General features: G+C 37.4%; 11 protein-coding genes. 7 read left to right on the plus strand and 4 right to left on the minus strand.

All coding sequences use genetic code 11. The features are described 5' to 3' along the window. On the minus strand, nucleotides 1-380 hold a 380-nt coding region (locus V7164_RS08790; protein WP_335353915.1), incomplete at its 3' end, for an RNA polymerase sigma factor. Between the two features lie 262 nt (nucleotides 381-642). Between V7164_RS08790 and V7164_RS08795 the strand changes: the two genes are divergently transcribed. Beyond that, on the plus strand, nucleotides 643-2316 hold the full coding sequence (locus V7164_RS08795) for a hypothetical protein (RefSeq protein WP_335346285.1): 1674 nt from the start codon (nucleotides 643-645) through the stop codon (nucleotides 2314-2316). Nucleotides 2317-2380: 64 nt separating this feature from the next. Here V7164_RS08795 and V7164_RS08800 read toward each other — a convergent pair whose 3' ends face one another. After that, on the minus strand, nucleotides 2381-2917 hold the full coding sequence (locus V7164_RS08800; RefSeq protein WP_335346286.1) for a DinB family protein: 537 nt from the start codon (nucleotides 2915-2917) through the stop codon (nucleotides 2381-2383). A gap of 21 nt (nucleotides 2918-2938) precedes the next feature. Beyond that, a complete protein-coding gene (locus V7164_RS08805; RefSeq protein WP_335353916.1) occupies nucleotides 2939-3841 on the minus strand; it encodes a LysR family transcriptional regulator in 903 nt (300 codons plus the stop codon). A gap of 188 nt (nucleotides 3842-4029) precedes the next feature. On the opposite strand from V7164_RS08805, the gene gdhA reads away from it, so the two are divergent. The 4 genes from gdhA to gltP all read left to right on the plus strand — a co-directional run bounded on the left by gdhA (nucleotide 4030) and on the right by gltP (nucleotide 9211). After that, nucleotides 4030-5412 carry an NADP-specific glutamate dehydrogenase gene (gdhA, locus tag V7164_RS08810; protein ID WP_335353917.1) on the plus strand — a complete coding sequence of 461 codons (1383 nt, stop codon included), beginning with the start codon at nucleotides 4030-4032 and terminating at the stop codon, nucleotides 5410-5412. A gap of 137 nt (nucleotides 5413-5549) precedes the next feature. Further along, nucleotides 5550-6833: a sensor histidine kinase gene (locus V7164_RS08815; protein ID WP_335346288.1), complete on the plus strand. Its 1284-nt coding sequence runs from the start codon at nucleotides 5550-5552 to the stop codon at nucleotides 6831-6833. Continuing rightward, nucleotides 6830-7723 (plus strand): response regulator, encoded by an 894-nt coding sequence (locus tag V7164_RS08820; RefSeq protein ID WP_335346290.1) that lies wholly within the window; start codon nucleotides 6830-6832, stop codon nucleotides 7721-7723. Before V7164_RS08815 ends, V7164_RS08820 begins: the two co-directional genes overlap by 4 nt. Nucleotides 7724-7933: 210 nt before the next feature. Further along, a complete protein-coding gene (gltP, locus tag V7164_RS08825) occupies nucleotides 7934-9211 on the plus strand; it encodes a glutamate/aspartate:proton symporter GltP (protein ID WP_335346289.1) in 1278 nt (425 codons plus the stop codon). A 47-nt stretch (nucleotides 9212-9258) separates the two neighbouring features. Here gltP and V7164_RS08830 read toward each other — a convergent pair whose 3' ends face one another. Then, the gene (locus V7164_RS08830; protein ID WP_335353918.1) at nucleotides 9259-10455 is read right to left on the minus strand and encodes a class I SAM-dependent rRNA methyltransferase; all 1197 of its coding nucleotides are present in this window, start codon (nucleotides 10453-10455) and stop codon (nucleotides 9259-9261) included. A gap of 192 nt (nucleotides 10456-10647) precedes the next feature. Between V7164_RS08830 and putP the strand changes: the two genes are divergently transcribed. Next, nucleotides 10648-12126, plus strand: coding sequence for a sodium/proline symporter PutP (putP, locus tag V7164_RS08835; RefSeq protein WP_335346379.1), 1479 nt, complete (start codon nucleotides 10648-10650; stop codon nucleotides 12124-12126). Nucleotides 12127-12305: 179 nt separating this feature from the next. After that, nucleotides 12306-13619 (plus strand): hypothetical protein, encoded by a 1314-nt coding sequence (locus tag V7164_RS08840; protein ID WP_335353919.1) that lies wholly within the window; start codon nucleotides 12306-12308, stop codon nucleotides 13617-13619. Nucleotides 13620-13632: the final 13 nt, after the last annotated feature.

Genomic DNA, 13632 nt, shown 5'->3' on the forward strand with positions numbered 1-13632 from the left:
ATAATGACAAGCCGATAATTTGACTTTAAACGATTGATGGCCTCCATCAGGTTCAGTACTATTTCTTTATTTTCCACATATTGCTCAACATTAAAAGCAGATGGTATTTCACTCCCTTTAGAAATGGAATTAAAAAGCCTCCAGCGCTGCCGTTTGCGTATTTCATCGATGACAACATGTTTGGCAATACTAAACAGCCATGTTTTAATGCTCGAACGGTTGTCAAAATGTTCAAAGGCCGTATACGCCCGAACGAATGTATCATGAACAAAATCCTCACAGCTTTGTTTATCTTGGATCATAAACAATATAAATCGATAGACATCTTCATAATATATTTCATACCACTCCATCACGAGCTCTTCCCGATTTCTGTTCAATTTCTTCCTCACCCGCCTTTTTTTTATCAGTATATTAATCTGTCGTTCTAATAAGATAAACGTGACAGTGTTTTTTTATGATGTTGTAATGGGATACACTATACATGAAACTTAATGGCTTGAGTTTTTGATGGATAACTTGAAAAACGCGTTCCATGAACGTTCATGATGCCTAATTAAGGGGTTTTACAATTCAAATTGAAACCTTTCCATATGACCAATCGTAAATAAACATAATAACTCCTATGAAAGAAGTGATTGTGTGAGCAATGTCATTCTCTTTTCACTTATTGCAGGATTAGCTTCTGCACTAGTGCTGATCCCTTTCTCAAAAAACAAAAAAATAGATGGTAAAAAGTCAAACTCAGCAGCACTTATTACAGCCATTGTTCTTATCATTATAATTGTCTTTTCCTTCTATTATATTACCAATCTCGATCGCAACCTGACGTCCTTCTGGTTTTTTGCCATTATCGTTACTCTTTGTGGAGCGTTGTTTGCTTCGGGCAAGGAAAGAATGATCAAAGGCCTGCTATTTCTAGCTAGTCTAATAGTCGGAGGGTTTTTCTTAACTGCCTTCCTCTTCAATGCTGATGAAAAATATGAAATTGCCAAAATGAAGGAAAAAATGGAGATTGAGACATTTGATGAAAATGAAACTCCAGCAAGTGTACCGCCTCAATTTGCAAGAAATAAAATGAAGAAAGCTTTCGGACAAGTGCCTAATACGAGCTATTATGAGCTTGGAAACTTGCAAATTCAAAAGGTGAATGGGAATTATGTGTATATTGCTCCGGTTGAGTTTTCGGGATTGTTCAAATGGATTAATGGGAAACAAACTCCAGGGTATTTTACCATTAGTGCTACTGACTCTTCTGCAAATCCTAAATTTATTCAGACTGAAATGATTTACACTCCTTCTTCATATTTTAATAAAAATCTTGAACGCCATATTCGGATGCAGTACCCGAAGCATATTTTTTACGGCGAAGCCCAATTAGAGATTGATGATGAGGGAAAACCACATTATATCCGCACATTTGGTGAATTTGTTTCAGCCCGTAATGGTTTTGATGTTAAAGGAATTATCATTGTGGATCCTAAAAATGGCGATACGGAGGAATATCGCTTAGCGAACGTGCCGGCATTTATTGATGGTGCGGTTTCTCCAGAGGCCGTCAGCTTACAAAATAGCTATTTCGGAAATTATGTTCACGGATTCTGGAATAGTGTATTTGGCAAAAGGGATGTAAAGCTTCCTTCAGATGAAGGCACTGAAGCAAATGTTAGTCCCATCTTTGATGAAAAAGGCGATATGTATTACTTTACCGATTTTACGAGTCCGAAAGAAGGTGTGGATTCGATGCTTGGGTATTCCCTGACCAACTCAAGAACCGGTGAAGCGACTTATTATACTGGTAATCTTGAAGAATCCTACATGGACTCCCAAGGTGCTTTACAAATCATTGAGAAGAAATTTATAGAAAAGAAATGGGATGGTGAGATGCCTGTCCTGTATAACTTCTATGGAGAAGCAAGCTGGCTTACGCCAGTGCTCGATTCTAACGGATTTTTACAAAATTACTTTATTGTTTCAGCAGCTAATCCGGAAATTTCCGTGTATGGAAATACGCCAAACGAAGCCTTAAAGCTGTACAAAACAGCTCTCCAGAGAGGCGGCGGCACTGTAGACGGAAGCTCTAAGGCCGAGGAAAAACAAGTAAACGGAACCGTAGTACGGGTTTATAAAGAGAAGACTGGAGATTTCACGATTGTGTCATTCCTCCTAGATAACAGAAAAAACTACGTAATTTCTTCAGAGAGCAGCCCAATGGCTATTTATCTCCAGGAAGGTGACATAGTAAGGGTAATTTACTTGGATACGGGTGAAGACTTCTCCCCTGCAAAGGAAATATTAATTGAAGGGTTAGAGTAAAAAGTTTAAAAAACACGATGGAGATCTAATATAGAGCTTCATCGTGTTTTTTTATAGTAATAGTTTAATTAGATGGAAATTCACTGGACATGAAATAGCGCTCATGCAAAATATTTCGATGATGAAGCTCATGTCCTGCTATAACACTTGCAATCGCACGGACTGTAATCTCAGAGCCATTAGCATTTCCTTTCCTCAGCCATGCAGCAGGATCTAAACTTTTCAGCAAAACGATTGTGGATTGGCGTACAATTGAAAAATTGTCTAGAAGTTCCTGCATAGACAATTGATTAAATGAGCCATTTTGGACATAAAGATTATCGTCAAATCCCGGAAGCGGAGACGTTTCGCCTCTTGCAATGCAAAGAATCCGATAACCCATAATACGTTCCGTGTCTGCCATATGTCCAATCACTTCTTTTACCGTCCATTTATTAGACTCATATTGAAATTGACCCTGTCTTTCTGTCACATCTTTAATCGCATTCACCGTTTCCTTCAACTGCTCATTTAATAAAAGAATCATTTCTCCCTCTGGCACTAAATTAACATAAGCTGAAAAATAAGCAGGATATTCATTTGCATATGGTTTTTGATACATATACCTTCACCCTTTATTATTTTATTTTTGAAAACTTCCCAGCATGTTGAAAAATTCATTCAGGAACTCATGAAATAGCTTCGCAGTTGGGAGCATTTCACGATCAGTCGGTATAATCACCCCTACCGTCCTTGTGACTTGAGGTTCGATATGGATTTTTACTGTTTGACGGGGCAAACTGTCAATCAATGTGATTTCGGGAATTAGCGTTACACCGAGACCGGCTGAAACTAAGCCTTTTATCGCATCTATATCCTCTCCCTCAAATGTCACATTCGGCTGAAAACCTTGCTGCTGACAGGCATTTACAGTAATTTCACGCAAAATATAGCCGTTTGGAAATAAGACGAAGGAGTCATCCCTTAATTGGCTTAATTTGATTGACTTCCGATCCGCTAGAGGATGCCTAACTGGCAATAGAGCGACTATTTTTTCTGTGAATAAAATATTTCCCAGCACTTTTTTATCATCTTTCGGAACTGGACCAAGGAGTGCCATATCGATATCTCCCTTTTTTACCCCATCTATTAAACTTTGATAAGAGCCTTGACGCAGCTGATATTTCACTTCCGGATGCTTCCTGCTAAAGGCAGAAATAGCAGTCGGCAGTGTATATGCAGCAAGACTGCTTGGGAATCCAATCCGAATCGTCCCCTTCTCCGGGTCCAAATATTCATCTACTTCACGTCTCGCACTTTCTATCACATGCATCGCTTCCTCCATGTGCTCGAGAAATATTTTTCCTATTGGTGTTAACCGAACATTTCTGCCCTCGCGAATAAATAAATCGACTCCGAGCTCTGCTTCTAAATTAAAGATCTGCCTGCTAACCGCTGATTGTGCTACATGGAGCGCATCTGCAGCTTCAGTCACGTGCTCCCTTTTTGCAACCTCCATAAAATACTGTATTTGTCTTAATTCCATATATACCCATCTCCCCCGATTCATCTCACAGCGGCATTGTTCTTATCTAAAATTCATATTGTTTAGATTATTTTTTCATTATAAAATTTCTTTAATAGAAAATCCATTTATTTGGTTATAAATTCTAAAAATATCCAAATATTGTTATCTAATAAACAATTAATTTATACAGAGGGGAAATGATCATTATGCAAACTATAGAGGAAGTGAAAAAAAACGAATCCAAAGTAGCCGTTAATTATGTAAATGAAGTATTTGAAAAGGTGAAAATCAGAAATCCGTTTGAATCAGAATTTCATCAAGCTGTTGAAGAAATCTTTGATTCACTTTTACCTGTATTCTCTAAACACCCGAAATATATGGATCAAAACATTCTCGAAAGAATTGTTGAACCTGAAAGGGTCATTACTTTCCGTGTTCCATGGACTGATGATAAAGGAAAGGTACAAGTAAATCGCGGATTTCGCGTCCAGTACAGCAGTACCCTCGGCCCCTATAAAGGCGGCATTCGTTTTCATCCTACCGTAAATTCCAGCATCATTAAATTCCTCGGTTTTGAACAAATCTTCAAAAATTCCTTAACTGGTCTCCCAATTGGAGGAGCAAAAGGCGGGGCAGATTTTGATCCGAAGGAAAAATCAGATGGAGAAATCATGCGTTTTACGCAAAGCTTTATGACTGAACTATATAAGCATATTGGTCCTGATACTGATGTGCCAGCAGGAGATATTGGAGTTGGCGCAAGAGAAATTGGCTATATGTTCGGTCAATATAAGCGACTTTGCGGAGCCTATGAAGCTGGTGTATTAACTGGCAAAGGGCTTGAATATGGAGGAAGTTTAGGACGTAAAGAAGCAACTGGATATGGACTTGTCTATTTCGTTGAAGAAATGTTAAGAGATAAAGGCCATAGCTTTAACGGAAGCACCGTGATTGTCTCTGGATCAGGGAATGTTTCAATTTATGCGATTGAAAAAGCCATGCTATTAGGCGCTAAAGTAGTAGCATGCAGTGATTCTAATGGATATATTTATGATGAAAATGGGTTAAATCTTGAAACTGTTAAACGCATAAAAGAGGTTGAGGGCAAGCGAATCTATGAATATGTTTATGAACACCCTCATGCACAATATGTTGAAGGCTGTTCTGGCATCTGGTCGATCCCATGTGATATCGCTCTTCCATGTGCAACTCAAAACGAAATAGATGAGTGCTCTGCAAAAATTCTTGTAGCCAATGGTGTCAAAGCTGTCGGTGAAGGAGCCAATATGCCGTCTAACCTAGAGGCGATCGATGTGTTTCTAAAGGATGACATCCTCTTTGCACCAGGAAAAGCGGCAAATGCCGGTGGAGTATCTGTTTCAGCACTCGAAATGTCTCAGAATAGCGCAAGAATTGCATGGACATTTGAAGAAGTAGATGAAAAACTTCATCAAATCATGAAAAATATTTACCGCAACACAGTCAATGCGGCTGAAGAATATGGCTATCCAGGTAATCTAGTTATCGGCTCAAACATCGCAGGCTTTATTCGTGTCGCTAATGCTATGATTGTACAGGGCGTTGTTTAATAGAAAAAAGGTGGACGCATTAGGGGAATTCTAATGTATCCACCTTTTTTCATTGTGAATTCCTTTTGATATAGGATTAGATTATAATAAAATGAAACTTTAATCAGTTGGGGCACTACCCCTATTAGGAGAATTCAATGCTTTCCACATACATATTCAATAGAAATATTATCAGAATTAAATGGGTTCCATTATTTCTTACTGCAATCTTAACTGCTCTCTTAAGTGAGGTCAAAGTGGTCCCTTTTTATGGGGAGGATTTTCGATTCGGATTAGGCAGTATTGCTTTTTTTTTGCTGATTCTTATTTTTCCTCCAGTATCTTTAATTCGTACAGGGGTCATTACAGGAATGACTGTTATTAGTTTGCGTACCTGTGAGGATTTGGTGTTCAACCATGTTTCTTTTGGGCTAAGCTTTGAGAGTCATTTCCCAGCTTTTCTGTATTATTTCTTGTTTGCTTTAGGATTTAGCATTATTAATATTAATAATTACAAATCCTCTCCTCTTCTCCTTGGAGTTTTCGCTGCCTGCTTCGAATTCATTGGAAACAGCGCCGAGCATCTTATGCGCTATTTGCTTATCCATCATTCGAACATTAATCTGCAAGAATGGTTAATGCTTAGCGGTGTAGCTTTACTCCGAAGCTATTTTGTAGTAGGAATATATAGTTCCATTACGATTTCTGAGCAAAAAAAACAGATGCAAGAAATGCTCGAGGTTGGATCAGAATTATATGCAGAAACTCTTTATTTACAAAAGTCGATCGATCATATTGAACAGATTACAGGATCGAGCCATGATTTATATCGAAAATTAAAAAGGCACAATCTTTCAGAGTTGAGTAAGCAAGCATTGCTCATCGCACAAGAAATACATGAAGTGAAAAAAGATTCGCAGCGAATTCTTTCTGGACTAGCAAAAATTTCATCGCAAAAGAAAACAGATGCGGTCTATCTTTCTGATGTTCTCGGTATCGTAGCAATATCAAATGAAAAATATAGTGATTTGTTAGGGAAAGAAATCACCTTTCAGCTAAAGACATCCATTGATTTTGAGACAGCTCAGCAAATTCCCCTCCTTGCGATATTAAATAATCTCACTGCAAATGCAGTCGAAGCCATCGAGGGCATAGGGGCAATTGATATTCAAGCCATTAATGAGTCTGCAAATACTGTATTCATTGTAGAGGATACAGGAAAAGGAATCGCAGATGAGAACTTGTCTCTTATTTTTGAACCAGGTTATACGACTAAATATAATGATCACGGTGTGGCCGCAACTGGCATTGGCCTTTCCCATGTACAAGACATTGTACATTCGCTAGAAGGCCAAATTAAAATAGAATCCTCTGCAAATAGAACCATTTTCCGAATACATATTCCAACTAGTAACATAAGAAAGCGGGTTGAATTAAACTGAGATATTTTATTATAGATGATGATGCAGCAAGCCGAAGTATGCTAAAAAAAATCATTGTCGATGGAGAACTTGGCCATGTTATTGGTGAGGCTGAGAGTGGACATGAGTCGCTTCAGCTTATTCTTTCAACTCGTCCTGATTTTGTCTTAGTTGACTTTTTGATGCCAGAGCTGGATGGGATTGAAACGATCGAACAGTTAAGAGAACAAGGGTTTCAAGGCCAGTTTATTATGATTTCTCAAATAGTAAATAAAGAAATGGTCGGGGAGGCTTATGAAAAAGGGGTTGAATTCTTTATCCACAAACCAATCAATCGGGTTGAAGTATTCAGCATCCTAAAAAGAACAGCTGACCAATTTCATCTCAAGCAGTCTCTATTATCTATCCGAGAATCACTCGCCCACATTGAAACAACTAAAAACACGAAAAAACAACAAAGCGTGAAAGAAATCGTTTTATCGATATTAAATGATATGGGGATTATCGGTGAAGCAGGCAGCGAAGATATGGTGTTGATGATGGAATACTTAATGAATCAAAAAAATGGGAGCACTCTGCTGCCTCCTTTAAAAGAATTATACGAGGCAGTAGCCATTTCGAATCAAACAGACTCTCCCCAAATGAAAAAAGAAATTAAATCCATTGAACAGCGGATCCGCAGGGCCATTATAGCGGCGCTAAATAACTTAGCTTCACTAGGAAGTTTCGATTACACGAACCCTACATTTGAATATTATGCTCCTCGCTACTTTGATTTTCATGAAATCAGGATGCGAATGAAAGAAATGGATACAGACACCCATGAAACAATGAAAGTAAAAATTAATATAAAAAAGTTCCTGCAAGTTTTGTATATTGATACAATGGAGAAATTCAGTCAAGGTTCATAAATAGGACCTTCATCAAATGACACAATTAATAATTGAATTTAGCTTTTTCTGTTAATAGCCCATCACTTAAAGGTTTTTAGGTGGGGGCTTTTTATTTTTTAATAAAATATTGTCGGATTTTGTAGGATTCAGTAACTTCTCCATATAATTAGTTTATTATTTTCCCTATCGCATAGTAAGCGTTTTCATTATATAAGGAGAGGTGATTTGATGAAAAAGAAAAAGTTCAAATTTAGCTTAGCTTATCAAATTCTTGTTGGATTAACTCTAGGGATTATTGTCGGAGCGATATTTTACGGAAACCCTGCCGTTTCAACTTATTTACAGCCAATCGGGGATATCTTTATCCGACTAATTAAAATGATTGTTGTCCCAATTGTTATTTCTACATTAATTCTTGGCGTTGCTGGAACCGGGGATATGAAGAAATTAGGAAGACTTGGCGGAAAAACCCTTCTTTACTTTGAAATTGTCACAACCATTGCCATTATCATCGGCTTGCTTGCTGCTAACATTGCTAAACCGGGTGCTGGCCTTGATATGTCGAAACTGGCAAAAGGTGATATTCAAAAATATGTTGATACAACAAACGAAGTTACAAGTCATAGCTTTGCCGATACGTTTGTAAACATTGTCCCATCAAACATTATTCAATCTTTAGCGAATGGGGATATGCTAGCGATTATTTTCTTTGCAGTTATGTTTGGTTTAGGAATTGCCGCAATCGGGGAGCGCGGAAAACCAGTCCTTGCTTTCTTCCAAGGAACAGCTGACGCCATGTTCTGGGTAACGAATCAAATCATGAAATTTGCTCCATTTGGTGTATTTGCCTTAATCGGAGTTACTGTTTCAAAATTCGGGGTTGAATCATTAATTCCACTTGGAAAGTTACTCATTTGTGTCTATCTAACAATGATCTTTTTTGTCGTTGTCGTACTTGGTGTTATTGCGAAAATGTGTGGCACAAGCTTACTGCATCTCATCAAGATTTTAAAAGACGAGCTTATTTTAGCCTATTCAACGGCAAGCTCTGAAACTGTTCTTCCAAAAGTGATGGAAAAGATGGAGAAATACGGCTGTCCAAAAGACGTTGTTTCGTTTGTCATTCCGACAGGCTATTCATTTAATCTGGATGGCTCTACTCTCTATCAGGCATTAGCAGCAATCTTTATTGCTCAAATGTATGGGATTGATTTAAGTATTACCCAACAAATTACGTTAATGCTTGTATTAATGGTTACATCAAAAGGAATTGCTGGTGTCCCAGGAGTTTCCTTCGTCGTTCTTTTAGCAACATTAGGCTCTGTAGGCATTCCACTTGAAGGCCTTGCCTTTATTGCTGGGATCGACCGTATTCTAGATATGGCCCGTACGGCTGTCAACGTTATCGGTAATTCACTTGCAGCAGTTGTTATGTCTAAGTGGGAAGGCCGTTTTGATACGAAAAAAGGAAAAGAATACATCACTGCTATTCAAAAATCAGCTTAATAAAAAAAGTGGATGCATCAGAGTTTTCTAATGCATCCACTTTCTTTTTACGCCAACTTTTTGATTATCGCCACTTTTAGATAATTGCCTTCTTTAAATTCCTTCAGTGTCTTAAAATCCTCAGGGAGACTAAATTCCTCTAGAATTGTATATTTATCTCCTGTTTGCTTAAATGCCTTTTCAATAAATCCCTTAAATTTTTTCATATCAAATGTACTGCAATTTGTTGAGGCAACGATAATTCCATTCTTTTCTGTTATTTGAATCGCTTCCTCAAGTAAAGCCGGATAATCCTTCCCTGCACTAAAGGTATGTTTCTTAGATCGTGCAAAGCTCGGAGGATCAAGAATGACCATTTCAAATTTTAAATGCTTTCTAACAGCATACTTAAAATAATGAAATACATCCTCTACAATAATATCATGAGCTTCATAATCAATATCGTTTACACTGAACTGCTCAATCGTTTTACTCTTACTTCGATTGGCAAGGTCCACACTTGTTGTTTTCAAAGCCCCGCCTAAAGCGGCTGCTACAGAAAAAGCTCCTGTATAGGAAAAAGTATTTAATACGGTTCTGCCTTTAGCATACTTATCACGTATTGCCTTGCGGACATTTCTTTGGTCTAAAAAAACGCCTACCATTGCTCCATCATTCAAATAAACTGCAAAGTTAATGCCATTTTCTTTAACGATAAGTGGAAAACTGGCACGCTCCCCTGCCACAAAATCATCATCTTCTATATAGGTTCCTTTTATATTGAAGCGTTTCTTTTCATAAATCCCCTTCGCATCTGCCACTTCGAAAAGAGCTTTGATAATTTCATTTTTAAAATAATAAATCCCTTCACTGTACCAAGTAGCTAAATAATATCCAGCAAAAAAGTCAATCGTCAACCCGCCAATTCCGTCACCTTCCCCGTTGAAAACACGAAAGGCGGTAGTATCTGGATCATCAAAAAACTTTTTGCGACTTTCCAATGCTTTTTTAAGCTTTTTTTCAAAAAAGGATTGATCAATTAATTCCTGCTGATTTCTTGTTAATATCCAACCTCTGCCCTTATTTTGCTTCCCATAATAGCCTGTAGCCAAATACCGATTTTGGCCATCCACTAAATTTATTATGCTTCCTTCGGCTATGCCACTCGGTATATTAATAATTGCCTCTTCCGGAATAAGAGGATATCCTGATTGAAAATTTTTTATAAATACTGATTTCACCTTAAATGCGACTTCTTTATTCATTTGTTCACCCAATCATCTGTTTTCCTTATTTTACACTTTTCATGTTGATATTAACATTCATCAGAATTTCCACCAAATTAATATTATATTAGGAAAATTTTATATTGACGCATATTGTCGAATAATGTTATATTTCGAATAGTATTCCTTATATGTTTTTTAATTTTATTTCAAAGAATTGGAGGGGTAAAAATGTCAGATATTGGTCTTCAGCTTGTTTCGATAGGCGTATACATGGCACTAATGCTTATCATCGGCTGGTACTCCTATCGGAAAACAAGTGATCTTACCGACTATATGCTTGGCGGGCGTTCTCTCGGCCCAGCAGTTACGGCGCTAAGCGCAGGCGCAGCAGATATGAGTGGCTGGCTGTTAATGGGACTTCCAGGCGGAATTTATGTAAGCGGTTTAGCAGATGCTTGGATTGCGGTTGGATTAACCATTGGAGCCTATTTGAACTGGCTGCTTGTAGCGCCTAGATTGCGTACTTATACACAAGTCGCTAATGATTCAATTACTATACCAGGTTACCTAGAAAATCGATTTAAAGACACAACAAAATTATTAAGAATTGTTTCTGGTATTGTTATTCTTATTTTCTTTACATTTTATGTGTCTTCTGGAATGGTAGCAGGGGCAGTATTTTTCAAAAGCTCATTTGGTACGAGCTACCATATAGGACTCTTAATTGTTGGCGGCGTAACTGTAGCCTATACTTTATTTGGCGGCTTCCTGGCAGTTAGCTACACTGACTTCATTCAGGGTCTAATGATGTTAGTTGCATTACTTCTAGTTCCAATTTTGGCATTATCACAAACAGGCGGATTAGGCGAAACTTTTGCCACTGTTCGAGAAATTGACCCAACATTACTTGATTTCTTTAAAGGGACAACAACTATAGGAATTATCTCAGCAATGGCATGGGGATTAGGCTATTTTGGTCAGCCTCATATTATCGTTCGCTTTATGGCAATTTCATCTGTCAAAGAAACAAAAAGTGCTCGCCGCATCGGTATCGGCTGGATGATTTTCTCTTTATTAGGAACAATCTTCACAGCCTTAATTGGTCTTGCATTTTTCCATAAGAATCCACAATTTACGTTAGACAATCCTGAAGCTGTTTTTCTAACTTTAGGTCAAATTGTCTTCCATCCTCTTTTCGCAGGATTCTTATTGGCAGCTGTTCTAGCAGCCATCATGAGCACGATTTCGTCTCAATTAATTGTTACATCAAGTGCGTTAACTGAAGATTTATATAAAGTATTATTAAGAAAAGATGGTACTGATAAAGAATATGTCTTCTTTGGCCGTATGGCAGTTTTAGCTGTATCAGTTATTGCTGCAGTACTTGCTTGGGAACAAAATGATACAATCTTAGGTCTAGTTGCTTATGCGTGGGCTGGCTTCGGAGCAGCATTCGGTCCAACCATTATTTTAAGCTTATATTGGAAGAAGATGACAAACTGGGGCGCCATTGTGGGGATGATCGCTGGGGCATTAACGGTTATCATTTGGAAAAATGCTGGCCTTGGAGATACTCTCTATGAAATCGTACCAGGCTTTATCATCAACTTAATCCTTACCTATGTTGTCAGCTTAATCACATATAAACGCAACGAGGAAATTGAGAAAGAGTTTGATGAAAGTGTCAGATTGCTAAAGAGTGAATGATAGATAAATCCTCCTTTTTTAAAGGGAGGATTTTTTCTTGCCTTTTATATCTTTCGTTGATTTCTTATATTCTTATTCGTTTTAACAGTATCAAAATTATACTTAATTATTTTCGCAACAATGTGTATGATTAAGATAGAATCATAGTCATAAGTTATTTTAAAGGAGTGCTTTTGTACATGCTTAGGGTGGGGATTGTCGGTCCACAATCTACTGTAGAAAGAATTTTACATATTGCACACGGCTTACATCTAGATGCGATTTTTCTATCGTATCCATATAAAAAAGTAAGAGAAACAGAAGATCTCATAAAGAAGAATCATAACAAAGTTGATTTTTGGATATTCTCAGGAAGAATATCATATAACATAGCATGCAATGAGGTTGAGGATACTGAACACCTTATTTTTATCGATCATACGGAAGCTGGTATTTTCAAAGGGTTGATAGAGTTTGTTTATCAAACAGGATCCAATTTTGATCACTTTAGCATAGATGAGATATCAAAAAGCCATTTGGAGACCGCTTTAAACCAACTTACAATAAAGCCTGAAAAAATTTTTCTCAAAACCTTTTCTGAGGATACTTCGACAGAGGAATTAATTCGTTTTCATCACCATTGCTGGGAAAATGGCGAAACGAAAGGGGCCATCACCTGCTATGAAGAAGTATACTTGCGGCTAAAAAAAATGGGGATCCCTGCTTTTAGAATCTCAACAAGTGATATTGAAATCAAACATACTTTAAAGATTCTTTCTGAAAAAATAAAAACATTATACTTTCGGGACTCCCAAGTAGCTGTACAAGTATTTGAAATGGTCCATTTAGAAAATCATTTCAGAAGTTTGAAACAATCTTATCAACTTCAGTTTATCGAATTGAAGTTAAAAGAAATTTTAATTCACCTTAGTCAGCACTTAAATGGTTCCCTTATTGAAAAAGGACTTGGGCGGTACTTAATATTTAGCTCCCGTGGTGACAGTGAAAGAGAAATTCAAAGGATCGAAGAAACAGTTAACAGGCTTATATTGGAATCTGGTTTAAAAGTCGGTGTTGGGATCGGTTATGGTGAAACAATTTTTTCGGCAGAATTAAATGCAAACAATGCACTAATTTACTCTAAAGAAAGAAATGGTTCTATCATCATTGTTCAGGAAAATGGAGAAATTGTGGAGGCAGAAAGTGAAAGTTTGGAGATAGATGACTTTCCATATTTTAATGATAAACACTTTATGAGTGCACTTGAAAAAGCAAAAATTAACTTGAAACATTATATTGAAGTATTTTCTTTAGTTAAAAAGTCAGGTTTAAAAGAATTTACCGTAAAAGATATTTCCGTTCAACTTGCTAAGGACGAAAGAAACACAAGGCGTTTTATCGAAAGCCTTTGCGATGCTGGACTAGCTGAATACATTGGTCTTGAGCCATTTCCTGCAAGAGGAAGACCAAGGCGCGTTTACAAACTTACAAACTCACCAAATAAAATGATTTAAGACTGTTGGGAAC

This window comes from Bacillus sp. JJ1474 (genome assembly GCF_036965225.1).
GTDB lineage: Bacteria > Bacillota > Bacilli > Bacillales > Cytobacillaceae > Cytobacillus.